Annotated in this window: 20 protein-coding genes; 9 read left to right on the forward strand and 11 right to left on the reverse strand. The window is 68.1% G+C overall.

Annotation, left to right across the window (positions count from 1 at the left end; translation table 11 throughout):
- Positions 1-48 precede the first annotated feature (48 nt).
- Entirely contained in the window at positions 49-1,248 is a 1,200-nt protein-coding gene (locus AB0H88_RS35615) for an FAD-dependent oxidoreductase (protein ID WP_357652337.1), read from the forward strand.
- Entirely contained in the window at positions 1,245-1,922 is a 678-nt protein-coding gene (locus tag AB0H88_RS35620) for a DoxX family protein (protein ID WP_357652339.1), read from the forward strand. The genes AB0H88_RS35615 and AB0H88_RS35620 overlap by 4 nt, the downstream gene beginning before the upstream one ends.
- 3 nt (positions 1,923-1,925) lie before the next feature.
- On the opposite strand, the gene AB0H88_RS35625 is transcribed toward AB0H88_RS35620, so the two are convergent.
- The 4 genes from AB0H88_RS35625 to AB0H88_RS35640 form a co-directional block, all read right to left on the reverse strand.
- A complete protein-coding gene (locus AB0H88_RS35625) occupies positions 1,926-2,831 on the reverse strand; it encodes an alpha/beta hydrolase (RefSeq protein WP_357652341.1) in 906 nt (301 codons plus the stop codon).
- A 127-nt stretch (positions 2,832-2,958) separates the two neighbouring features.
- A complete protein-coding gene (locus tag AB0H88_RS35630; protein WP_357652342.1) occupies positions 2,959-4,272 on the reverse strand; it encodes a family 43 glycosylhydrolase in 1,314 nt (437 codons plus the stop codon).
- A 252-nt stretch (positions 4,273-4,524) separates the two neighbouring features.
- The gene (locus tag AB0H88_RS35635) at positions 4,525-5,700 is read right to left on the reverse strand and encodes a hypothetical protein (RefSeq protein ID WP_357652344.1); all 1,176 of its coding nucleotides are present in this window, start codon (positions 5,698-5,700) and stop codon (positions 4,525-4,527) included.
- Positions 5,701-5,871: 171 nt separating this feature from the next.
- Entirely contained in the window at positions 5,872-6,909 is a 1,038-nt protein-coding gene (locus AB0H88_RS35640; RefSeq protein WP_357652346.1) for a LacI family DNA-binding transcriptional regulator, read from the reverse strand.
- A gap of 273 nt (positions 6,910-7,182) precedes the next feature.
- Here AB0H88_RS35640 and AB0H88_RS35645 point away from each other — a divergent pair, with 273 nt between their 5' ends.
- The 4 genes from AB0H88_RS35645 to AB0H88_RS35660 are packed head-to-tail and all read left to right on the forward strand — an operon-like array spanning position 7,183 to position 12,166.
- Positions 7,183-8,697 (forward strand): extracellular solute-binding protein, encoded by a 1,515-nt coding sequence (locus AB0H88_RS35645; RefSeq protein WP_357652348.1) that lies wholly within the window; start codon positions 7,183-7,185, stop codon positions 8,695-8,697.
- A gap of 22 nt (positions 8,698-8,719) precedes the next feature.
- Positions 8,720-9,664, forward strand: coding sequence for a sugar ABC transporter permease (locus AB0H88_RS35650; RefSeq protein ID WP_357652350.1), 945 nt, complete (start codon positions 8,720-8,722; stop codon positions 9,662-9,664).
- Positions 9,661-10,500 carry a carbohydrate ABC transporter permease gene (locus AB0H88_RS35655; protein ID WP_357652351.1) on the forward strand — a complete coding sequence of 280 codons (840 nt, stop codon included), beginning with the start codon at positions 9,661-9,663 and terminating at the stop codon, positions 10,498-10,500. The genes AB0H88_RS35650 and AB0H88_RS35655 overlap by 4 nt, the downstream gene beginning before the upstream one ends.
- A gap of 22 nt (positions 10,501-10,522) precedes the next feature.
- A complete protein-coding gene (locus AB0H88_RS35660) occupies positions 10,523-12,166 on the forward strand; it encodes an alpha-L-arabinofuranosidase C-terminal domain-containing protein (RefSeq protein WP_357652353.1) in 1,644 nt (547 codons plus the stop codon).
- A 240-nt stretch (positions 12,167-12,406) separates the two neighbouring features.
- Here AB0H88_RS35660 and AB0H88_RS35665 read toward each other — a convergent pair whose 3' ends face one another.
- The 4 genes from AB0H88_RS35665 to AB0H88_RS35680 all read right to left on the reverse strand — a co-directional run bounded on the left by AB0H88_RS35665 (position 12,407) and on the right by AB0H88_RS35680 (position 17,875).
- Entirely contained in the window at positions 12,407-12,949 is a 543-nt protein-coding gene (locus AB0H88_RS35665) for a hypothetical protein (RefSeq protein ID WP_357652355.1), read from the reverse strand.
- Between the two features lie 166 nt (positions 12,950-13,115).
- Positions 13,116-14,066 (reverse strand): endolytic transglycosylase MltG, encoded by a 951-nt coding sequence (gene mltG, locus AB0H88_RS35670; RefSeq protein WP_357652357.1) that lies wholly within the window; start codon positions 14,064-14,066, stop codon positions 13,116-13,118.
- Entirely contained in the window at positions 14,063-14,575 is a 513-nt protein-coding gene (locus AB0H88_RS35675; protein WP_357652359.1) for a SigE family RNA polymerase sigma factor, read from the reverse strand. The genes mltG and AB0H88_RS35675 overlap by 4 nt, the downstream gene beginning before the upstream one ends.
- 177 nt (positions 14,576-14,752) lie before the next feature.
- Positions 14,753-17,875: a TIM-barrel domain-containing protein gene (locus AB0H88_RS35680; protein WP_357652361.1), complete on the reverse strand. Its 3,123-nt coding sequence runs from the start codon at positions 17,873-17,875 to the stop codon at positions 14,753-14,755.
- A 293-nt stretch (positions 17,876-18,168) separates the two neighbouring features.
- Here AB0H88_RS35680 and AB0H88_RS35685 point away from each other — a divergent pair, with 293 nt between their 5' ends.
- On the forward strand, positions 18,169-18,981 hold the full coding sequence (locus tag AB0H88_RS35685; protein WP_357652363.1) for a hypothetical protein: 813 nt from the start codon (positions 18,169-18,171) through the stop codon (positions 18,979-18,981).
- A gap of 42 nt (positions 18,982-19,023) precedes the next feature.
- Here the strand turns inward: AB0H88_RS35685 and AB0H88_RS35690 are convergent, their stop codons facing one another.
- Together AB0H88_RS35690 and AB0H88_RS35695 are read right to left on the reverse strand one after the other, a co-directional pair.
- Positions 19,024-19,239: a DUF397 domain-containing protein gene (locus AB0H88_RS35690; protein WP_357652365.1), complete on the reverse strand. Its 216-nt coding sequence runs from the start codon at positions 19,237-19,239 to the stop codon at positions 19,024-19,026.
- On the reverse strand, positions 19,227-20,057 hold the full coding sequence (locus AB0H88_RS35695) for a helix-turn-helix transcriptional regulator (RefSeq protein ID WP_357652367.1): 831 nt from the start codon (positions 20,055-20,057) through the stop codon (positions 19,227-19,229). Before AB0H88_RS35695 ends, AB0H88_RS35690 begins: the two co-directional genes overlap by 13 nt.
- A 246-nt stretch (positions 20,058-20,303) precedes the next feature.
- Here AB0H88_RS35695 and AB0H88_RS35700 point away from each other — a divergent pair, with 246 nt between their 5' ends.
- Together AB0H88_RS35700 and AB0H88_RS35705 are read left to right on the forward strand one after the other, a co-directional pair.
- The gene (locus tag AB0H88_RS35700; RefSeq protein ID WP_357652369.1) at positions 20,304-20,771 is read left to right on the forward strand and encodes an ATP-binding protein; all 468 of its coding nucleotides are present in this window, start codon (positions 20,304-20,306) and stop codon (positions 20,769-20,771) included.
- A 270-nt stretch (positions 20,772-21,041) separates the two neighbouring features.
- The gene (locus tag AB0H88_RS35705; protein ID WP_357652371.1) at positions 21,042-21,347 is read left to right on the forward strand and encodes a hypothetical protein; all 306 of its coding nucleotides are present in this window, start codon (positions 21,042-21,044) and stop codon (positions 21,345-21,347) included.
- Here the strand turns inward: AB0H88_RS35705 and AB0H88_RS35710 are convergent.
- Positions 21,286-21,975 carry a transposase gene (locus tag AB0H88_RS35710; RefSeq protein ID WP_357652373.1) on the reverse strand — a complete coding sequence of 230 codons (690 nt, stop codon included), beginning with the start codon at positions 21,973-21,975 and terminating at the stop codon, positions 21,286-21,288. The two genes, AB0H88_RS35705 and AB0H88_RS35710, sit on opposite strands and share 62 nt — an antisense overlap.
- Positions 21,976-22,350: the final 375 nt, after the last annotated feature.

The raw sequence follows: 22,350 nt of genomic DNA on the forward strand, positions 1-22,350 counted from the left end.
CACCCACGGCAGGTATGCGGATCGCCGTCGAGAAGGAAAGGCCTCGCCATGCCCACGCCCGAACACCACACACCCAGCAAGGTCGTCGTCATCGGTGGTGGTTACGCCGGAGCACTCGCGGCCAACCATCTTCGGATGCGCGCCGACGTCGACATCACTCTGGTCAATCCCCGTCCGGATTTCGTCGAACGAATCCGGCTGCACCAGTTCGTGGCCGACACCGGCGAAGTCACGGTGGACTACGGCACACTGCTGGGAGAGGACATCCAGTTGGTGGTCGACAGCGCCACGCGCATCGACACCGCCACCCGCACAGTACGGCTGGCGTCGGGCCGCGCGCTGGATTACGACTACGTCATCTACGCGGTCGGCAGCACTGCGGCGATACCGTCATCGGTACCCGGCGCGGCCGAATCAGCTTTCCCCATCGCCGAACTCGAATCCGCGCAGCGGCTGCGCGCCCGGCTGGCCGAATTGCCGTTCGATGCCCCGATCACCGTGGTCGGCGGCGGATTGACCGGCATCGAGACGGCCGCCGAACTGGCCGAACAAGGACGCACGGTCACGCTGGTGTGTGGCCGAACCCTCGCGCCGGCACTGAGTGTGCCCGCTCGCCGATCCGTGGCCACGTGGCTGTCCCGGCACGGTGTCACCGTGCTCGAGGCCGGCGTGGTGACCGAGGTCCAGCCGGATGCGGTGGTTTTGGGCGACGGTGGGGTGCGCGCGAGCGCACTGACCATCTGGACGGCCGGTTTCGGCGTACCGGAGTTGGCCTCCGCGAGCGGGCTGCGGACCGACGCGCTTGGCCGGCTGCTCACCGACGAGACGCTGACCAGCATCGACGACGACCGCATCGTCGCGGCCGGGGACGCCGCCGCACCGTCGGGCCAGCCGCTGCGGATGAGCTCCCAGGCCGCACAGCCGCTCGGGGCGCAGGCTGCCAACACCGTACTGAGCCGCATAGCGGGAACCGAACCGGCAGTGATCAACCAGGCCCTCACCGGATCCTGCGTCAGCCTCGGCCGGCGCGCCGGCATACGACAGCTCGCCCGCAAGGACGACACGACAGTGAACGTCTACATCGCCGGGCGCATGGCCGCGGTGATCAAGGAGGCGACCTGCAAACTCGGGGTGTCGAGGATCCGCCGTGAGGCCCGCAAGCCGGGTTCCAGCCTCTGGCCCAAGGGCGGCCCGCGTCCCGAGCAGCCGGCCTCCGCGGTCGCTCGCGACGCAAGCAGAATCTCATGAACATGGCAGATCGATCTGACGAGGGGGCTGCGATGCGAACTCAAACGACCACAACGTTCCAGCACGCGACGGGCGAGAAGCCGGCCGCCGTCGCACGAAGCGGCTGGAATGGGAGCCGGATCCGCCCAGTCGCCTTTTGGGCCACCACGTTGGTCATCGTCTTCGAGTTGGTTGCTGGATCGGTGTGGAACCTGGTGCCGATCGAATGGGTGGAAGCCCAGTTGCGTCACCTGGGATACCCGCACTTCTTCGCCTATGTTCTAGCCGCGTGGCAGGCCGGTGCGGCCATCGCGATCATCGCGCCCAGGCTCCCGCTGATCAAGGAATGGGCGTACGCGGGTGCCTTTTTCCTCTGGTCGAGTGCCGTGGCGTCGCATCTGATAGTCGGCGACAGTCTTCGGACGTGGGGGGTGCCGCTGGTGTTCGGGGCGTGCGCCATCGTGTCGTGGGCGCTGAGGCCAGCCGACCGCCGGCTCCCGCAGACGCGACTCCGGCGGGAGCGCCGTGCCAACGCTGGACAGGATAGGGCCGGTCCAGCGGAAACCCGTCTTCGCGCTTGGGCCGTTCCGATCGGGCTCCTTGTTGTTGTGTATGCCGTTTCGTTTCTCACGCTGCCCGCGGCCGAAGCCATGACGCACGGGTGGGCAGTTGAGCTCGGCTGGATCGACGAGTAGCGCTCAGGGGCTGTCTTCCGCAGCCGAGGTGACGCGCTGGATGGCCTGGACGGCGACGTCAGGCTGGTCGACGTAGATGTAGTGGCCGCTGTCGGTGGCCGTGCTCAGCTTGCTGCCGCTGGACAGCGCGAGCCACTTGCGCTGTCCAGCGGACCACGCCTGCTCTAGGCGCGGCCCGTAGGTGGGGATGGCCGCGAGGTACTGCTTGCCGTGCTGGATCACCTCCACCGGGATGTTTCCGGCGGACCGGGCCTTTCCATCGGGGATGACGAGTTTCTCCGGGTTCTGTCCCTGGAATATCGCGAGGTTCTGCGCGCGCACCTCGGCGGCCGGACCCTTGGCGGACTCGGGAATCGCCTTCGTGATGTCGTGCACCATCGTGGGTGGCGTGGCGTCCATCAAGACCAGCCCTTTGACCCTGTCCTGATGGTCGGGGGCGTATCTGGCGGCGATCAGTCCGCCCAGCGAGTGCCCCGCCAGGACGACCGGGCCGTCACCGGCGACACGGTCCAGCACACCGGTAAGGATCTTCCCGATGCTGGAGAAGTCCTGAGGGCCATCCGGTCGGTCGCTGGCGCCCGCGCCGAGCCGGTCGTAGCTACAGACCTGGTTCTTCTTGCTCAGCGTCTTCTGGAGAGCGGCCATCTTGTCCAGCCCGTCACCTCCTCCGTGCATCAGCATGATGACGGGCTTGCCCTTCGCCGGGTCGCCCGAACAGGACACGTTCACCGACCGGCCCGCGACATTGATCTTCTTGGTGCCAGAGATCCGGCCGGCATCGGCTTTGTGGGTCGTGGCGGCGAGTGGGTCCCAGTTGTCCATCGAGTCGTCGTCACAGCCGGTGACTCCCGCACCGACCACGGTGATGCACAGTGCGGCCACAACGGCTGCCTTGAGCTTGCGGGGCATGATGTCCTCCATGCGAAATCGGGAAGGTGGCCGAGGTGCCGTGCCACGCCGTAACGTTATGGAGTCGGCGGGTGCGAAATCGTCACCGCACAGAGGACATTCGCCGGTAGCTCTCACGGGGGACAGGTCAGTGGTTACGGCGCTGGACGTACAGGCGGTTGCCCTTCGGTCCCGTCCATTCCACCCGCACGATCCCGGGAACCGCCGTGTCGGCGACGCGTGACGGGTCGGCCCAGTAACCGAATCTGGGATTGCGGAAGAACGTCGCCCACAGCTGGCCGCCGTGATCCACGAAGAAGTTGTTGTGGCCGGCGCCGACACCCACGGTCCACCGCTTCGAGTACGGTCCCTCGAAGGTGTCCGAGACGGCGACGACCGCGTCGTAGTGGTACTGCGCGCGACCGGTGCCGGGCGGGTCGTAGGCGTACCGGGTGCTGCCGTCGGCATTGGTCGAGGTCCGGTTCCAGGCGGCCTGGAGCAGGAAGTACTTGCCGCCGTACTTGAACACGTACGCGCCTTCGAGATACGGCTCGGGCGCGTAGGGCCTCTGCTGGAACTGCGGGAGGTCGGTGGTCGGGACGATGTCCTCCATGTCGTCCCGGAACTTCGCGTACAGGTTGTTGTGCAGCACCAGCCAGGCGTCATCGCCCTCGGTGTAGAGGCTGCCGTCGATGTGGTGGTAGGCGCCGGGCAGGATGAAGCTGGGTCCGCCGATCACGGGGTCGCCGAAGGGCTTGTCGTAGTTGCCCTGGACGAGCCGGTACGGGCCTTCGGGCCCGCCCTCGCTCACGAGCATGAACGAGCCGACCTTGTGCGAGTGGTCGCCCATGCAGGCGACGATGTACCACTTGTCGCGGAAGTAGTGCACCTCCGGCGCCCAGACATCGCCACGCTTGCCGAACTGGTCGTCGTGCCAGTACTCCTGCCACGGAGCGACCACCATGCGTCCGGGCCGGTTCTCGTCGACGAACTCGGGCGACCAGACCTTGCCCTTCTCGGCGCCGGGGCGGATGCCCGTGGTGTCGACCAGCTTCCACGGCCCGCGCAGGGATGGGGAGGTCCACATGAAGACGCCGTCGTTCCACGGGGCGGCGCCCGCGATCCCGGTCGCCCGGGTGGTGCCGGTGGCGACGTAGACGGGGCGACCCCGCACAACGAAGCAGTTGACGTAGGTGTCGCGCATCCAGACCCGGCCGAGCTCCTTGTCACGGGGGCGGAGTTCCAGCGGGAGGATGAAGGAGTTGTCCTCGCGCGGCCACAGGTCGAGCCGGGTGTCGGCGAGGCCGTAGGGCTCAAGGTCGGGCCAGTTCGACGGGTATCGCTTCATGGAGGTGTTCGCCTGCGCGGCGGTCGCGGGCAGCGCCGCCGTTCCCAGCAGGCCGGCGGCGCCCGCCAGCAGGGACCGTCGGTCGACGGTCAATCTTTTGTTGGAATCAGTCATCAGTCACGTCCTCCACGTCAGCGCCTGCCGCGCTCGCTGCTGCTGCTGAGCGGTCCGTCCGGCGCAGCCTGCGGAGAGTGTGCCTAGTCATTTATATGTCGTCAATAACCCGGAAAAATGACTGGTGAAAAAGCGCAGGACACCGTTGTGGACAAAACTGACATCCTCCGGCGAGGTGCTTCTGGACGCGATGCGGTTGAGGCACTGAGCCGCGCCGGCCGCCGCCGGTTCGCGAAGGCCGGCGCGGCCTGGTCAGGGCTGCTGCAGCGCGCGGAAGGCGTCGAGCCAGTAGCCGCGTCCCGAAAGTTCGCCGCGGGGCCGCACGACCTTGGTGGCGTACACGCTGTTGAGCAGCCACGGGGTCTTGTCGGGGCCGAAGTTCGTGACCATCGGGTCGTCCTGCTTGAAGCCGTACGTGGCGACCGCCAGTCGCCCGGTGCCCCGGTACAGCTTCATCTGGTCGCGAAGGAAGCCCGCCTGGGCGGTGAACCACGGGCTGCTGTTCAGGAAGTCGTCCCACTTCCGCTCGGTGAACGGCTTGTCGATGGCGGCCTTGATGACCTGCCAGACCAGGGTGCCGGAGGGGAAACCGTACTTCTGGGCGAACGTGGCCGGGATCGGGTCCTTAAGGTGCTGCTGCCAGTACCAGACGATGGAGAACTCGGTGACCAGGAACGTCTGGCCGGGACGCATCCTCGGCAGGATGTAGTCCAGGAACGGCTTCGCGGCCGCCGGCGAGGGGATGTGCGGGTGGATGTCCACGCCCTCGATCTCCGGCGTCTCGCGCACGAAGGTCATCCAGCGCTCGGCCGCCGGCGTGCGGCGGTCGGCCAGGTCGAGCCGGTTCAGTGCGCCCATGTAGAGCGCGGTGCCGCAGTCCGCGCCGCACCGCTCGCGCCGGTAGTCGATCACGTGCCGGGCGACGGTCTCGTAGAAGGTGTTGAGCCGCTGGTCACGCTCGGCGGGCAGGCTCTCGATGAAGGGCTCGTTGCCGATCGCGAGGATGTCCACCTTGCCCATCACCGCTGGCAGTACCTTGTCCAGCCGGGCCAGCTCCGCGGCCATCTTGGCGCTGCCCAGCGCGGGGAAGGACGCCGCGTTGTAGGGGAACTTCAGGCTGAGCACGGTGTCGTAGCCGCGCGCGGCCGCCTTGGTGATGGTGCTGATCGAGACGTGCGCGGCGGGGTCGCCCTGGTCGGTTTGGGGCATGGGGAAGAACCCGCGGACCCACCGCGCGTGGGCCTCGCGCAGTTCCCGATAGTCGAGGGTGTCGAGGTTCTCGTTGAAGTTGGCTCCCAGAGCGCCGTACGCGAGGGCGCGCGGCTTGTCGCGGGCCACGGATTCGGCTCCTTCCGCGACTGCGGCCTGGGTGAGGGTCGAGAGGGCGAGAACGGCGGTCATGGCGATGGTCGACAGTCGGCGCAGCATGGGACCTGCTTTCTCGGAGGGGAGGCCGACGCGTGGTTCGGCTGGCCGCATTCATGTTTGCGCTAACTCAACTGGCCTGTCAACGAGCGGTGGCGGTGAGGCCAGCGGTGAGATCAGCGGTGAGATCAGCGGTGAGCAGCGGTGAGGTCAGCGAAGAGGTCAGCGACGAGGTCAGCGGCGCGGCGGCGCCGTGGAGGCCCGCACCACCAGCTCCGGCAGCACGAACCGGCTGGCGGAAGCGGACGCCTCGGCCCCCTGCGGGGCCTCGATCCGCGCGATCAGCTGCTCGAGGCAGCGGCGGCCGACCGCGGCGAGGTCCTGGCGCACGGTCGTCAGCGGCGGGGAGAGGAACGGCGTGAAGTCGAGGTCGTCGAAGCCGACGACGCTCAGCTCCTCCGGCACCCTGCGGCCCAGCTCGGCCGCCGCCCGCAGGACGCCCACGGCCATCTGGTCGTTGGCTGCGAAGACGGCGGTCACGTCGTCGCCGGCCAGCAGGCGGCGGGCGGCGTCGTACCCCGACTGCGGGGACCAGTCGCCGACGACGGGCGGCGGGACGGCGCGGCCCGACCGCTTCAGCAGCCGCTGCCACGCGGCCCGGCGCCGCTGCGCCGGGATCGAGTCGGTCGGCCCGGCCACGTGGTGGACGGTGGCGTGGCCGAGCCCGAGCAGGTGGTCCACGGCGGCGCGGGCGCCGGCGGCCTCGTCCATGCCGAACGTGGGGTGCCGGTGCGCCGCCCTGCTGTCGGCGATCACCACCGGCACCTCCTCGGGAAGCTGCAGGTGCGGGGTGTCGAGCACCCGGGCCTCGATCACGATCACGCCGTCCACCGCGCGGTCGGTGAGACCGCGGACGGCGGCGCGGATGTCCTTCTCGGTCGGGCCGTCGACCATCGCGACGCTCACGGAGTAGCCGCGGGTCTGGGCGCCGGTCACGACGGCCTCGAGGATGCGGACGTTGAGCACGGCGCTGAGGTTGAACATGACGACGCCGATCGTGCGGAACCGGCCGGTGGCCAGCGCCCGCGCGGCGATGTTGGTGCGGTAGCCGAGCTGTCTCATGGCCGTCTCGACCTTGAGCCGGGTGGCGGCGGTCACCCGGTCGTTGCCGTTCACGACCCGCGACACGGTCTGGCCTGAGACACCGGCGAGGTTGGCGACGTCCGCCATCGACGGGCCGCCGGACGATCCCGTGCCTGGTAGTCGAGCCACGCGGGGCGCTCTCCCTTCCTCGTAGCAGCGGCGTACAGCGTACATCGATGTCCTCCGTCGCCGCTTGCGGATGTGTCATGCGTGTTTCCGCAAACATGTCGCAAGGGAGGTTAGGGCCTCTGAACTGGTCTTTTAACAACCTAACTGTCATGACCTTGACGTTGATAGAGGTCAGCCATAGGTTTGCGCAAACATGGATCCGCTTCACGGGGAGTCCTGAACTTTCAGGGCTGGGCGGGATCGTGACCGAGCCGACGACGAAGAGGAGTCGCCATGGGGTCGCATCGCCGAATCCCTGGAATCCCGCCCGGCGTGGCAGGCGTCAGCCGCCGCCAGTTCCTCGGTGGCACGAGCGCCGCCGTACTGGCCGCGGCGCTGACCGCGTGCACCGGCGGCGGGCAGATGAGCCGCCGGAGCCAGGCCGCGGGTGACGCGCTGCAGTGGTGGGACCAGTTCAGGCCGCTGACCAAGATGCTGGAGAGCGACCTCTTCACCCCCTACGAGCAGGGCCACCCCGGCGTCACGATCGAACGTCGCCAGATGGACGTGACCGACCTGGGCCAGGCGCTGCAGGTGGCCCGGCGCAGCAACCAGATGCCGGACGTGCACTCGCTGGCGGGGCTGGGCAACGTCTCCCCGGCCGCCCTGGTCAGCGAGGGCTGGTTCCAGCCGGTCGGCAAGCTGGCCGACTTCGCCGGCAGCCCGGTCGCCGGTCAGCTCTACGACGGCATCCACCGCTTCGACGGCGAGGTCTACTCCTTCGCGCCGTTCTCCGGCCGGAATCACGAGGCGGTGCCGTGGTTCAACACGGCGCTGCTCAAGGAGGCCAAGGTTGACCCGGAGGACGAGCCTGCCACCTGGGACGACCTGCGCGCCGTCGCCCGCCGCGTGACCAAGGGGAACGCCGCGGGCGCGTACGGGATGGTGATCCCGCTCAAGGACCCCGCGTACCTGGCGACGCTGGTGCACCGGCTCGCCATGACCGCGGGCGCCCCCGGGCCCGGCGCCGTCGACTGGGCGACGGGCGAGTACGTCCACGACTCCCAGCCGTACATCGACGCCGTCGAATTCCTCGTCTCGCTGCAGAAGGACAAGGTCGTCCACCCGGCGTCGGCGTCGATGGGGCCCCGCGACGCCCGCGCCCGCTGGGCCGCCGGGCAGGCGGCCATCTACCCGTGGGGCGCGTGGTTCGTCGGCGGCCTGCGCGTGGACGAGCCCGAGGCGGTCGAGCGCGGGGTCGGCGTGTGGCACATCCCGTGCCCCGAGACCACCAGGAACCTCGTCTACAGCCCTCCGATGCCCGGCACGTTCTGGGTGTCGAGCCAGTCGAAGAAGGCCAAGGCCGCGGCCGAGGTGCTGCTGCGGATGACCACCAAGGAGTTCCAGCTCAAGCTGGCCGCCGCCATGGACCAGCCGCCCGCGCTGGCCGAGGTGGTGAAGGAGGCGGAGGTGCACCCCGCCTACCGGAAGTGCGTGGCCAACTTCCAGGACGACGTGCGCATCGGTCCGGTGCCCGAGGTCGGCACGCCGGGCGTGTGGCAGGTGCTGGCCGAGATGCGCGACATCCATCCCGACCTCGGCGACATCGTCCAGTCGGTGCTGACCGGCTCCAACTCCGACGTGGGCGGCCAGCTGCGGCGCTACAAGGACCAGCTCAGCGCCGAGCGCGAGCGCGCCATCAAGGCGGTCAAGGAGAAGAAGGGGGTCCAGGTCGGCCTCGACGCCTGGGTCTTCGCCAACTGGGACCGCAAGAAGGACTACGAGCAGCAGGACTACGCCGGCCGCTGAGGGGCGGCCGGACAGGAGCGCCATGACGACAACCCACGGGCAGACCTCCGCGCGTCCCCGGCCCGGACGGCTGGGGCGCCTGCGCAAGGACTGGTGGATCTACCTCTTCCTGCTGCCGACCCTCGTCGGGTACGGCGCGTACACCATCTACCCCCTGCTGGCGTCGTGGTGGTTCGGCTTCCTCGACTGGCCGGGCTTCGCCGACGCCGGGACGTTCATCGGCGTCGAGAACTTCGCGCGGCTGATCGAGGACGAGCTGTTCTGGAACGCGTTCTGGAACTCGATCGTCTTCCTCGTGATCGCCGTGCCGCTGCGGGTCGGGCTGGCGCTCGCGCTGGCGATCGTGCTCAACCGGAGGAAGACGCCGTTCAAGGGCTTCTTCCGCACGCTGTTCTTCCTGCCGGTCGTCACCACCGGCGCCATCGTCGGCATCGTGTTCACGCTGCTGCTGGACGCCAGTGGCCCGGTGAGCGTGTCGCTGGTCTGGGCGGGCCTGATCGACTCACCGGCGAACTTCGCCGCCGACGCCGGCACCTCGCTCTACGCCGGGATCGCCGTCTGGGTGTGGAAGTGGCTGGGCATCACCCTCATCTACTGGCTGGCCGCGCTGCAGACGATCCCGCCGGGCGTCCACGAGGCCGCGATGATCGACGGCGCGGGTCCCTGGGCGGAGTTCCGGCGCGTCACGCTGCCGCTGCTGGTGCCGTTCCTGGTGATCATCACGTTGATCGACACCGTGGCGGCGCTCAACGTCTTCGACCTGATGCAGACCCTCACCGGCGGGGGCCCGTCCTTCTCTTCCGAGGTGATCGAGATCTTCATCTTCCGCACGGCGTTCCAGGCCACCGTCCCCCAGCTCGGGTACGCCTCGGCGGCGGCGGTGCTGTTCGGCCTGCTCACCATGGTCCTGGCTATCGCCCAGGCGCTGGGCATGCGCTGGGCCAGGAACCGGATGGGCTCGGCATGATCGCGCGTTCCCGGCTGAGTGCCGGGCAGGTGGTGACCGCCGTCCTGCTGCTCGTGCTCGGCGCCCTGTGGGTCTACCCGTTCGTCTGGCTGGTCTCGGCGTCGCTCAAGACCTCGCCCGAGATCTTCGGCTCGGGGCTCGGCCTGCTGCCCGAGGAGCCGGTCTGGGAGAACTACACCCGCGCCTGGACCGAGGTCGGCTTCGCCAGATACTTCGTCAACACCCTCGTCGTCACCATCGGAACGGTGGTGCTCGTCGTCGTGCGCAGCGCCCTGGCGGGCTACGTGCTGGGCCGCTACGACTTCGCCGGCAAGAAGGTCGTCATCGGCCTGTTCCTGGTCACGTTCTTCCTGCCCGAGGGCTACACGATCATTCCGATCACCCAGCTCACCGACCAGCTCGGGCTGCTCAACACCCACGCCGGCGTGATACTCGGCCTGGGCGCGGGCGGGCAGATCGCCTCGACCCTCCTGTACGCCGGGTTCTTCAGGAAGCTGCCGAACGAACTGGAGGAGTGCGCCCGCCTGGACGGCGCGGGTCACTTCACCGTCTTCTTCCGGGTGATGCTCCCGCTGGCCTGGCCGATCACCGCCACGGTGGTCATCCTCACGTACCTGTTCGCCTGGAACGTCTACCTGCTTCCGCTGGTGTTCACGCTCAGCGACCCCGACCTGCGGACGCTGGCCGTGGGCATGACGGTCTTCATGGGCGAGCGGGAAACGGACTGGTCGGGGATGGCCGCGGCCGCCGTGATCTCGCTGATCCCGGTGATCGCCGTGTTCGTCGTCCTTCAGCGGAAGTTCGTCGACAGCATCGCGGGAGCGGTGAAGCAGTGACCGGAATGGAGTTTTGAGCCATATGTCTGTCCACGGCCGTGAGGCACTCGTGACGATCGACACCCGCCGCCCGGCGGGCCGGATCGACGACGACGTCTACGGACATTTCCTGGAATCGGCGTTCTTCGGCAACATCGAGGGCGGCGTGTTCGACGAGGGCTCACCGCTGTCCGTCGCCGAGCCCGGCCTGCTCCGCGGGACGCGCGCCGACGTGCTGGAACTGGTACGGGAGCTGGGGCCGGGTCCCATCCGCTGGCCCGGGGGGAACTTCACCTCGGCCTACCACTGGGAGGACGGCATCGGCCCGCGCGAGACCCGGCCGAGCCGGCTGGAGCTGGCCTGGGGTGGGCAGGAGTCCAACCGCTTCGGCACCGACGAGTTCCTGGCCTGGTGTGAGGCGGCGGGCGCGGAGCCGTACCTGGTGCACTCCTGCCGGAACGTGGACGAGGCGGTGCGCTGGGTCGAGTACACCAACTCCGCCCGCGCGACCACGCTCACCGGCCGCCGCGCCGAGAACGGACGGGCCGAGCCGTGGAAGGTGCGCTACTGGGGCGTGGGCAACGAGGTCTACGGCCCGTGGCAGATGGGCCACCGCACAGCCGAGGAGTACGCCGCCGCCGCTCTCGAGCACGCCCGGTTCATGCGCCTGGTCGACCCCGAGATCCGCCTGGTCGGCGTCGGCATCCCCTGGCAGCAGGAGCAGTGGACGCGCCCGCTGCTGGCCGGCGCGGGCAAACTGCTGGACTACCTGTCCCTGCACCTGTACGGCGCCAGCACCCACCTGTGGACCGGCGACGACTACGACGCCGTCGTGGCCCAGGCGCTCTACTTCGAGCGGGAGATCCACGCCTACTCCCAGCTCGTCACCGAACTCGCCGCCGAGGTGGGCCTGGAGCGCCCGCCCGCGCTCGCGCTCGACGAGTGGACCATGCGCCACCTCGAACCCGAGGACTGGCCGCAGCCGCTGCCCGGCGACGACGGCGGCCTCGCCGACCGCGAGCTGCCCGAGGCGGGCGACGGTCCAGGCCGCCGGGTACGGGTGAACCGGTGGAGTCCCCGCACGGTCGCCGACCTGGTCTTCTGCGCCGGAGTGTTCCACGCCGTCCACCGCTCCGCCGGCCTGCCCGCTCCCGTGTCCATGGCCAACCCGGTCAACCTGGTCAACGCCAACGGCCTGGTGGTCGCCCGCCCCGGTGGCGCCCTACGCTCGGCGATCTACCACGTCTGGCACCTCTACCGGCACCACACCGGCAGGACCGTGCTGCCGTCGGAGGTGGACGGCCCGGCCAGGACGGCCGCGGTCCGGCTCGGCGACAGCTGGGGCCCTGACGGCCGGCTGGTCACCGCGCCCATGACCGTCCCGTACATCGACGTGTCGGCCACCCGCGCCGACGACGGCTCTGTGCGGGTGGCCGTCGTCAACCGGCACCGCGACGAGACCATCCGCGTGCGGGTCGTCCTCGACGGCAGCTCCGGCGCCACCCCCGCCCGCGCGCGGGTGCGCACCGTCGGCGGCGACGTCCCCGGTCTCGGCGCGGTCAACACGCTCGGCGCCCAGGACACGATCGCCGTGCGGGATCTGGGCGAGGTCGAGGCGAGCGGCGGGGCGTGGGAGATCGCGCCGCACTCGGTGACCGTGCTGACCCTTCTGGAGGAGCTTTCGTGACCCACTCTCAAGGAGCTTTCGTGACCCACTCTCAAGGAGCTTCGTGACCCACTCTCAAGGAGCTTCGTGACCCACGATCCCGACTGGCCCCGCCCCCTCCTGGTCCGCCGCCCCACCCGATCGTGTGGTACCGCGCAGTGACCGAGCGCTGGCGCGGCTTCTCCGGCGAGGGCGCGGTGCTCGACGACCTGGCCACCGACGACCGCCGAGCGCCGGTCTGGGCTGTGACGTGTCGTCAGGTCAGGGGGACCCGCACAGCCTGTTGAGCTCCGCGACGTCTGTATTGATATCCGCGATCACCTGGTTGGGGTCGCTGCCGACCATGCCGGTCAAGCGGAAGTTCAGTTCCTGGAATTCTTGAGCCAGCCGACTGATCTTCGCCTGCACCACTCCTTCCGCGTCGAGGACCGCGCCCATCAGCTCGCGGTACGTCTGCTGAGCCGCGGCCGCCTGGCTGCTGCGGACGGTCCCGGCGTTGCGGCGGTATGCGGTCAGCGCCGCCGCCGCATCGTCGCAGCCGCCGGGCCGGACCGGCGGCAGCAGTGGGGAGGAAACCGGGGCCGCCGGCGTGGGGCTCGGTGGTGGGGGCGTGCTGGACTCACGCGATGGCCTCGGGGTCCGCCGTGCAGGCCGGGTGGTGACCGGATCTGGTGACGATGACTGCGGGTCCGTACTGGGGGCTACCGTGTCGGGCTGGGGCTGGGGCTGGGGAGGCGGGGCCGGTGGCATCAGGTACGCGACCAGCGCGACCACGGCGGCGATCACACCCGCCAGACCGCTCACTGCCGTCCAGTTCAGGCGCGAGCCTGCTCCTCCGCCCGCCGTCGGCGGTTGCGCTGATCCACTCCCCGTCATCTCCTCATGGTGGCCGAGCCGCCGAGCTCGGTCCAGAATGCCTCCTGCTGATCTTCTCCGATCGGTGAACCGAGGATCGCGGCGCGCCGCTCCATCAGCCGGTCCTGAGGTTCTTGCGGTATTCCTCGACCAGCTTGTCGTACTCGGATGGGGAGCCGGCGAACTTCGTGGCGCCCGTCTTCGGATCGACCGTCACGAAGTACAGCCACGGCCCGGCGGCCGGCTTCAGGGCGGCCTCGATGGCGTCGGCGCCCGGGTTGCAGATGGGACCAGGCGGCAGGCCGAGGCGCGTATAGGTGTTGTACCGCGACCGGCTCTTGAGCTCCTCGGTCGAGGCGCTGGCGCCGAACTTGTTCAGGCCGTACAGGACCGTGCTGTCCATCCGCAGCTCCATCTCGGGCCTGTGCTTCAGCCGGTTCTCGATGACCCGCGCGATCTTGGGCATGGCGCGCTTGTCGCTCGACTCGGCCTGGACGATGCTGGCGATGGTCAGGATCTCCAGTGGCGTACGGCCGACCCGCCTGGCACCCTTCACCAGGTTGCTCTCCTCGGCGGCGCGATTGAAGCGTGTCACCATCGCGGCGAGGATCTCGGCGGGGCTCGACGTGGGCGAGACCTCGTAGGTCCCGGGAAAGGCGAATCCTTCCAGCGCGCCCTTGGCGTAGCCCGGAAGGCCGAGCGCTCTGCTGTCCTTGGCTGCCCGCTCGAACTCCACCAGCGGTCTGCCAGTGGCGGTCGACAGTTGCTCCAAGATCTGTGAGAGCCGTAGTCCTTCTCTCACGGCCAGGGTGGTCTGTCCCCGTTTCGTCTCCACAAGCGTCTCGCCAGAGCCCTGTCCGGCGACGTCCTGGGAGACGGAGGACAGCCCCTGGACCACGATCGTGGATCCGACCGCCATCACGGCTACGGCCGTCGCCGCCGCCAGTGCGAGGCCGCGCCGACGGGATCGACCCCGGTTGACCTGGAGGAACCGGCCCGGTGGGGGTGGCTGCTCCTCGTGGGCCATGTCGGAGAGGGTCTCACGCAGCAGATCCTCGATGTTCATCCGAACTCCCTCACGGTGCTCAGTTCAGGTGCGGCCTTCTTCAGGCGCTCCAACGATCGGTAAATCTGGCTGCGCACCGACCCGACCCTGACACCGAGCAGCCGCGCGATCTCGGTCTCGGACAGGTCTTCGAAGTAGCGCAGCACGAGCATGGTCCGCTGCCGGGGTGTCAGCCGGGCAAGAGCCGCGCGCATCATCAGGCGAAGATCCACCATCTCGGCGTGCCCATCGCCGATCTGTTCGGGCAGCCATCCGGTGGAGACTTCCGCGATGCGGGAACGGCGCCGCCACCAGCTCACCTGCTCGTGGTACATGGCGCGGCGGACGTAGCCCTCGATGGCCGCGGTGTCGCGCAGGCCGCGCCACTTCACGGCGGTCTTCGCCAGCGCCGACTGGACCAAGTCCTCAGCGGCGTGCCGGTCACCGGTCAGCAGGTACGCGGTACGGAACAGCGCTCCTGATCGATCGATGACGAACTCCCGGAAGTCCGCCTCAAATCCTGGATCCACCTGTCCTCCTCGCGATCTCGCCAAGCAAGGACGCGGACAGGGCATCGATCTATGCCAGCATGGCCGAACCGATCTGCATCAAGGGCATTCCCTGGAAGGGCGCCGAGGTGTGAGGCCCCGCCCCGACGGGGCCTCGGGTATCAGTCGGAGGTCCGGGCCCTGGTGGGCCGTCGGGTGTCAGCCGGAGGTGAAGCTGAGCCGAGTGGTGTGTTCGGGGAGCTTGACGGTCAGGGTGCGGGTGGCGCTGTCATAGCGGTACGCGTCGGCGGGCAAGTCCGTGGGAGGTGCGGCGTTCAGGAAGTTGAGCGTCCATTGGTGCGCCTTGCCGCTGATCTTCACGATCCGCCGCCCTCCTGACTCCGAGTATCGGATCGTGGTCTTGTCGTACAGCGTGTACGAGCCGGAGGCCCCCGAGGCGATGTTCAGGGTGACCTTGTCCAGGGGGTTCTGGACGTTGTTGGCGACGTCGGCGGTCCTGGTCGGCAGGATGCCCCCGGCCTTGACGAACACGGGCATCGTGTCGAGGCCGGTGGTGATGTTCCGGGTGGTGCCGCCGGTGTAGGTCTGGCCGGTGAAGTAGTCGGTCCACTGCCCGGGCGGGAACCACACCGAGGTCGTGGCCGTGGCGCCGGGCGTGGTCACGGGCGCGACCAGGAGGTCGGGGCCGTAGAAGTACTGGCTGGCGGCGGTGGTGTAGGCGTTCTCCTCGTCGGGATATTCCAGGTATGTCGGGCGGACGATCGGGACGCCGGTGGCGTTGGCCTCCTGGGCCAGCATGTAGGTGTATGGGACCAGGTTCTCCCTCAGATTGAGGAACTTCTTCGCCGAGTCCCTCGCCGCGGTCCCGTACTGCCAGGGCAGCCGGTCGCCGTGGTTGCTGTGCAGGCGGTCGATGGGTTGGAAGGTGCCGAACTGGACCCACCGGGCGTACAGGTCGTCGGGCAGCTTGCTGGTCCGCCTGGTCTGCCCGTTGTCGATGTAGGTCTCCGAGCCCTGCAGGCCCGTGGTGTCGTTGTGGCCGCCGATGTCGTGGCTGATGGACGACATGCCGGTGGTGGCGGATTCGCCGGGCGTGTAGCCGACCTCCGCCCGGAGGGTTCCCCAGGTGGAGGACGTGTCGCCGGTGAAGTGGACAGTGGTGCGCTTGTCGGCCCACGGGCCGGTGGGCAGACCCGAGCGGCCGGCGTACGAGCCTGTCTGGAGGGAGCCGAAGGCGCGGGAGAGCACGAAGCCGCCGTTGGCCGCGGCGTACTGCTGGTGGATCCAGGCGTCAGGGGTCACGCCGGGCAGCGAGGACTGCGAGGCGTCGCAGCACCAGTCGAGCCACCAGAAGTCGTTGCCCTGCTGATCCATGGTCTTGTGCAGGTCCATGTACGCCTTGAGCTGGTCGGGGTCGCCCCAGTCGAAGGTGTAGCAGTTCGCGCCCGCGGACCCGGCGCAGCCGCCCTTGCGAAGTTTGCCCTTGGCCGTGACCTGCGCCTGGGCGAACTGGGGGTCGTCGCCGACGATGCTGGGATGGACGTTGAGCGTGTTGTGCAGGCCCTGAGCGGCCGACCAGTCGAAGAACGCCTTCGGGTCGGGGAACTTCGCCCGGTCGATCTGCCAGCCGCTCCAGGTGTTGGGCGACTTGAAGTCGGTGTCGGTGACCAGGACGTCCAGCGGGACGCCCTCGGAGCGGAACCTGGGCAGGATCGTGTTCTGGTAGTCGGCCGCGGTGCGGTCGATGTACTCGGAGTACCACACGCCGTACGCCCAGCGGGGAAGCAGCGCCGGCGGCCCGGTCAGGGTGGACAGGTCCGACAGGGCGCGCTTGTAGTCGTGGCCGTAACCGAAGAAGTAACCGTCCTGGTACGCCCTGCCGCCGGGCCGTTGGGCGACCTTCCCGGTGGCGGGGTCGTACAGGGCGGAGGGGGTGTCGTCGAGCAGGTACCAGCCGTCCTTGTGCAGCAGGCCCGGAGTGGTCGGCGGGGTGCCGTTGTCACCGTTCACGTTGTCGAGGCTGCGGCGGTAGCCGCCGAGCGGGAGGTGGGGCGGCGGGGCGGCCGTGCCTGTGGGGGTCACCGCGAGCGTGTCCGCGTTGACGCGGCAGCCGGCGGCGCCGGGGCAGGTGAGGGTGATGTCGTTCGTGCCGGACTTGAGCGCGATCGGGATGGCGGCCGTCGCCCAGGTGTCCCAGTTGGCGGTGGTCGGGAAGGTCATCTGCTGCGTGGCGCCGCCTGTTGTGATGGTGGCCGTTCGCGTCTGGTGCAGGCCGTCGGCGCCGACGCCGTTGGCGTAGCGGATGTGCAGCGTGTACGCGCCGTCGGCGGGCACGCCCACCAGGCGGGTGGCCAGGCCGGCGCCCTGGTTGAGTTCGGCGACGAAACCTCTGCCCGCGTAGCCGGCGTGGTCCTGCAGCACCTTGGCCGTACCGGCGAGCCCGCCCGCCTCGGCCTCGCAGCTCGTGCCGTACGCGCAGGGCACGGTGGCTCTGGCCGACGGCGGCGGATATCCGGCGCCCGGTGGCAGCAGCGCGAGGCTGTCGATGTTGACGTTGCCGGAGTCGGCGGGTGTGCGGGTCAGCGTGATCATGTGCCGGCCCGCGGCGAGCTGCACTCCGGTTGTGGCGATGGCCCAGGTGTCCCAGTTCGCGGTCACCGGCAGGGTCACCGTCTGGCCGGTGCCCCCGTCCACCGACAGGGTGAGCGTGCGCGGCGTGTGCTGGCCGTCGCCGCCGACGGCGTTGGCGTAGCGGATGGCGAACTGGTACTGCCCTGACGTGGTCGCGTTCACGTCCGCGGACAGCGAGTTGCCCGTGCCCTCGAAGCCTGCCAGGAAACCCGCGCCGGTGAAGCCGGAGTGGTCGGTGGCGATGGCCAGCCCGCCGTACGAGAGGTCCTCGGCCTCGCACAGGGCTCCGGCGGGGCAGGTCAGTTGTTGCCATGGGGCGGCGGTCGTGGTCTTCAGGCTGACCGAGAGGTTCTGCGGGGTGAACGGGCCCGAACCGACCTGGTAGCGCAGGGTGAGGGCGCTCGTCCTGATGGTGAGCCAGCCGTTCGACGTACTCGATGTGAAGGACGTTGCCGGAAAGGCGCCGCGCCCGACGGCGTTGAAGGTCGGAGTGTCGAGGAATTTGGCGTCGCCCGCGTACTCGGTCCTTATCAGGGTTGGGGAGAGCACTTCGAAGCGGGCGTTTCCTGAGGTCACCGCCTTGATCCGGTTGCTGTCGGGCATCGCCTCCGCCGGGGCGGGGGCGATGCCTAACGTGGCGGCCGCGGTGATCGCGGCGGCTACGAGACGCAGGGAAGGGCTTGGTCGCACTGGGCGGCTCCTTAGTCACGTTCGATCGTGCAGCGGATCGAATTTGACTGCTTTGCCGCAACTATTGACCAGACGGATCGACCTGACAAGATCGGAGCATCATATTGATCGGATCCGGTCAGGGAGGTATGTAAATCGGTCAGTACAAGAAACGTGCGCGAGCAGTATCGAGATCACCGGCGGATCCCGGGCTGGTCAGCGGCGGCCGGAGACGATCTTGTGCCCAGCCGTACGTCCTGCCGTGATCAAGGCATGGCAGGCTCCTCCCGTCCATCCTGTCGAGGAGGAACCCGTTGAAGCGCTACATCGCCGGCCTCGTCGGCGCCGTCATCCTGGCCAGTGCCGCCGCGACCCCGGCCCAGGCCGCCGCTCCCGCCGACCCGGTCAAGGCCCTGAAGAGCCAGATGGCCGTGGGCAAGGGGGTGAAGTTCACCGACGTCATGTCGTTCGTGGAACTGGCCGGCAAGACCGCTTTTCTGCGGCGTACGGGGGTCATGCAGTACGGCAAGCCGGTCAAGGGCGGAATGGGCGACATCCTGGCCGCGGACATCAACGCCGATTACACCCAACATAACGGCCCGGTCTTCAAGACCATCGGCATCTCGCTGGCCGACGAGCATACGATCAGCATCGGCAAGATCAGCTATGTTAAGGGCGAGATGCCGAAGCCCCTCCCCAAGGGCAAGAGCTGGCTCAAGGTCAGGGCGCCGATGCCCGGCGGCTCCAGCTCGATCTACTGCCAGCAGCCGAACCCGGCCGAGCCCGCGACCCTCCAGGCCCTCATCAAGGGCGGCCAGAAGACGGGCCGAACCTACAAGGGCAGCATCAGCAAGGCCCGGCTCTGGCAGGTGTCTCCGTGGTATCGGGCCGCCAGCTTGCTCAAGGACAACGACGGCGCGCTGGACTACGAACTCACCCTCGGCCCCGACAACCTGCCGCAGCGACTGCTCACCACCTTTCCGGCGACAGAGATCTTGGGAGTGACTCTGGCGGGAGACGATGTGTTCACCATTGAGACCCGCTTCACCGGCTGGGGAAGCAAGATACGCGTGACTCCCCCGCCCGCCGGTCAGGTCTACTCCCCTAAAAAGCGCAGCGACGACTGACGGGGACCTGGTGGGCAAGACAGGGACGCCGCCATCGACATTTCAAAAGTTGAATTCACCCTTCTTGACGCCGTCGATGAACGCCGCCCAGACCGAAGGCGAGAAGACGTAGGGGGCCTTCTCAGGATGCTCGGAGTCGCGCAAGCCCACTTGGCCGTCGCCCAGGGGAGCAACTTCGATGCAGTCGCCGGCCTCGCCGGAGCGAGTCGCCTTACGCCACGCTGCGCTCTCCAGTAGTTCTGCGGTCACGTCGTCCATTGCTCTGCCATCTCCCTGATCAACTGGAGTGAAGCCCGTCGAGGCAGGGCCTCGTTGTGCAACATCTCGTACCTCGACTTGATCTCACGGACTCGCTCACTGTCAGCGGTGATCTGGCTCAGCGTGATCGACTCCAGGTAAGCCATGTCCGGCATCCCTGGCCCACTGGCGAGAACGAAAGCGCCTTGCAGCCCGGTGGTCAACCAGGAGTTACGCGGAAGCACACGGACGTTGATGCGAGGACACTCGTCCAATGCGGCCAGATGCGCCATCTGCTCAGCCATTACCGCCTCGCTGCCGATAGGCCGACTAAGAACCACTTCGTCCACTATTACCCATACCGTAGGCCCGTTGTCCCGCTGAAGAACATGCTGGCGTTCCAGACGCGCCGTAACATTCCGCTCGACCTCATCAGGGGTGGTGGCGGGCTTGCCGCGGAAGATGGCTCGCGCGTACTCCGGCGTTTGCAGCATGCCAGGCACGATCAGCGGCTGCCACAGCCGGAGTGTGTCCGCCTGCTGCTCGATCTCCACCAGCCGAGCCAGCCAGACGGGCCAGCGTGATGCGTGTTCGACCGTCTCGCGCCAGCGCGACAGCAGCCCGCCATCCGCGCTCAGCGCGGTGTCGGCGGCGCGGGCGAAGTCTTCGTCGGCCGGACGTTGTCCCCGTTCGACCATGCTGATCTTCGATACCGACCAGCCGAGCATCGCGGCGACTTCCTTTTGCCGCTTCCTTGCAGCGATGCGGTATTCGCGGAGATGAGTGCCGAACTCTACCCTCGGCCCCTTCAAAGCGGGTTCCGGATCAATGTTATGCAAGACCGAGATTCTCCTTCCCGATTGCACACAACAAATGCACGCGTCATGTGTAATAGCACACCTGGTTCGTGCCTGGGAAGTGCTTTGCCTTACCCCCTATGAGCAGCGGGTTTCTGGGATCGTCTCTTTGGAACAGTTCGACGTAGCACGTCGCCGCACGAAAAAACGAACGGGCGTGCACAACGGCGCTCACATTCTTCACACAAAGGACATGTCAGACGATCCAGAAATAGCGAGGCGAATTCAGTGATCGAGGTACCCGCACAGACCGAACTTCAGGAGCTCGGCGTTATCCAACTGGAGTGCAATGACCGGACCCCGTATCAGGCGCGGAAGGCGGTCGCCGCCTGGGCAGGAGTTGCGCATCCCGCCCAGGAGATCTTGATCTTGGCGACATCTGAGCTGATCACCAATGCCGTCACGCATGCCGGCGACATCGACTGGATCGAGCTCAAACTGTCCCAGGGACTGGACTTCCTCCGACTGGTGGTGACCGATCCAGGATTGGCCTGCTCAACGCCCTCGCGCATCCCGATGCAGGCGTCGAACCTGTACGCGGAACAGGGGCGAGGACTGGCGATCGTGGAGAGCCTGTCGCGCGGACGGTGGGGAAGCCACCGACTACCGGTGAACGGGCACCGTAGCGTGTGGTGCCACCTCGACCTCTGCCCTACCCCGGCACAGCTCGAAGAGCTCTTCCGCGCCTCCGTCTAACCGGCTGCTTCAGATGATCAGCATGCTGGCTGTGCTGTTGGCCGCCGGCTACATCGCCTTCGCGCTGCTGGCCTCTGCCATTGTGGTCAAGCCGATGTCCTGGCTGTTCTCGTAGCCCTGTTGGTCGGCTTCGCCACGGCGATCCTGCGGTCGCTCTACCGCGTGGCGTTTCCCAGCCGCAACCGACCCTGCTCGTAACGCCCGCAGCCCCGCCATCCCCGCAAAGGCGAGCAGCCCCTCCCCACCATCCGTCTTCCCTCGGAGTCCACCATGCCCGGACCCATCACCCCCGCCATGGCTGCGCATGCCGCCACCCACCTCACCAATCTGCAGGAACGGCTGCAGAACCTCTGCTTGCATGCACGCCTGCCCACCCAGGACGAACAGCTACCGCGCCTGCGTGTGATCAACCCCGAAGCCACCACCCTGTCCGAGGTGATCTCCGCCGCGCCACAGGAAGGCCAATGGCTGTTTTGGTGGTCGTGGGGCGAACCGATCGTCGAGGTCGCCGATCTCACCACAGCGACCGATCACATCTGCCGCGTACTGGCCGTAGCACGGAGAGGCGCCGCCTGACCTCGATCAACGCTAGACGACTGGACACCCCCCGGCACCCCCATGGTGGTACACGGCCAGGTCGCGCCCTTTCGGACGGTGGTCGCCGTCTCGGTTGCATGGACCAGGTCCCCCGCGACCACCGCGTAGAGATCGGGCTCGTGCTGGTGGCAGCGTCCATGACTTCTCGGACAGACGCTGAGCGGTAACGCATCGCCCCTTCCCGCAGGGCCTCCTCGCTGGCGGCTTGGTCGTACTCCATGGCGCCGAACACGTTGCCGCACAGGTCGGCGAGATGTCCGGCGTCGAGCAATGTCGTACGCGGCATGACGACCCGGCCGCCAGCGGCGCCGTAGCTCTCGGCCTCTCGCACCCAGGTGCGCAGGGTCTCGCGGGTCATCCCGAGCTCCCGCGCCACATCGGCACAGGCCCGGCCCGTCGTACGCACCAACCTCACCGCGTCCCGCTTGAACTCATCGCCGAACTTCGACGGTCGTGCCACCCGAAAGCTCCCCTCTATGGAACAAGATCCATTGTCAGGGGCGTCCTCGCCTCGGGGAAACCTCACTTTCTCGTCGAGTGGGTCATCCGAGTCGTGGGCGGTGGCCAGTGTCGCAGCCCTGCAGTATCTGACGCTCCAAGGTGGCATTGACCGGCTGCGGTGTTGCGAGCCCTCTGATGCCGAGACTGCCCCTAGCCACTGAGGCAGAGATAGCTGGACATGACCCACCCTTCGCGTTTGGCATCGCCTTCGACATGTCCGAAGCGCCAATATGTGGTCCGCTTGCTGACGACGAACCTCTCACCGACGCGCAGGTGCCCGAGCAACTGGCCGCCACGCACCTGACCGGGCTGGCTGAGGATCAATCGGTCCCGGGGTGAGCACTGGCGGTACACGGGCTGTCCCTCGACGGGCCAGGTCTGTCCGGCGGTGTCGCCTCCGAGAGGCCACAGCCACACCACAGCGCCCGCCGTGAGCACCACCAGGAGGGCTGTGGCAGCGAGGATCTTCGTCCTCGTCGAC

Origin of the sequence: Nonomuraea sp. NPDC050680, from assembly GCF_040654555.1 — a bacterium.
Classification (GTDB): domain Bacteria; phylum Actinomycetota; class Actinomycetes; order Streptosporangiales; family Streptosporangiaceae; genus Nonomuraea.

What these genes read in the sequence shown, in the direction of transcription:
- AB0H88_RS35615 (WP_357652337.1), top strand. Translation starts at nt 49, where the DNA reads ATGCCCACGCCCGAACACCACACACCCAGCAAGGTCGTCGTCATCGGT.
- AB0H88_RS35620 (WP_357652339.1), top strand. Translation starts at nt 1,245, where the DNA reads ATGAACATGGCAGATCGATCTGACGAGGGGGCTGCGATGCGAACTCAA.
- AB0H88_RS35625 (WP_357652341.1), bottom strand. Translation starts at nt 2,831, where the DNA reads ATGCCCCGCAAGCTCAAGGCAGCCGTTGTGGCCGCACTGTGCATCACC.
- AB0H88_RS35630 (WP_357652342.1), bottom strand. Translation starts at nt 4,272, where the DNA reads ATGACTGATTCCAACAAAAGATTGACCGTCGACCGACGGTCCCTGCTG.
- AB0H88_RS35635 (WP_357652344.1), bottom strand. Translation starts at nt 5,700, where the DNA reads ATGCTGCGCCGACTGTCGACCATCGCCATGACCGCCGTTCTCGCCCTC.
- AB0H88_RS35645 (WP_357652348.1), top strand. Translation starts at nt 7,183, where the DNA reads ATGGGGTCGCATCGCCGAATCCCTGGAATCCCGCCCGGCGTGGCAGGC.
- AB0H88_RS35650 (WP_357652350.1), top strand. Translation starts at nt 8,720, where the DNA reads ATGACGACAACCCACGGGCAGACCTCCGCGCGTCCCCGGCCCGGACGG.
- AB0H88_RS35655 (WP_357652351.1), top strand. Translation starts at nt 9,661, where the DNA reads ATGATCGCGCGTTCCCGGCTGAGTGCCGGGCAGGTGGTGACCGCCGTC.
- AB0H88_RS35660 (WP_357652353.1), top strand. Translation starts at nt 10,523, where the DNA reads ATGTCTGTCCACGGCCGTGAGGCACTCGTGACGATCGACACCCGCCGC.
- mltG (WP_357652357.1), bottom strand. Translation starts at nt 14,066, where the DNA reads ATGAACATCGAGGATCTGCTGCGTGAGACCCTCTCCGACATGGCCCAC.
- AB0H88_RS35690 (WP_357652365.1), bottom strand. Translation starts at nt 19,239, where the DNA reads ATGGACGACGTGACCGCAGAACTACTGGAGAGCGCAGCGTGGCGTAAG.
- AB0H88_RS35705 (WP_357652371.1), top strand. Translation starts at nt 21,042, where the DNA reads ATGCCCGGACCCATCACCCCCGCCATGGCTGCGCATGCCGCCACCCAC.
- AB0H88_RS35710 (WP_357652373.1), bottom strand. Translation starts at nt 21,975, where the DNA reads ATGCCACCTTGGAGCGTCAGATACTGCAGGGCTGCGACACTGGCCACC.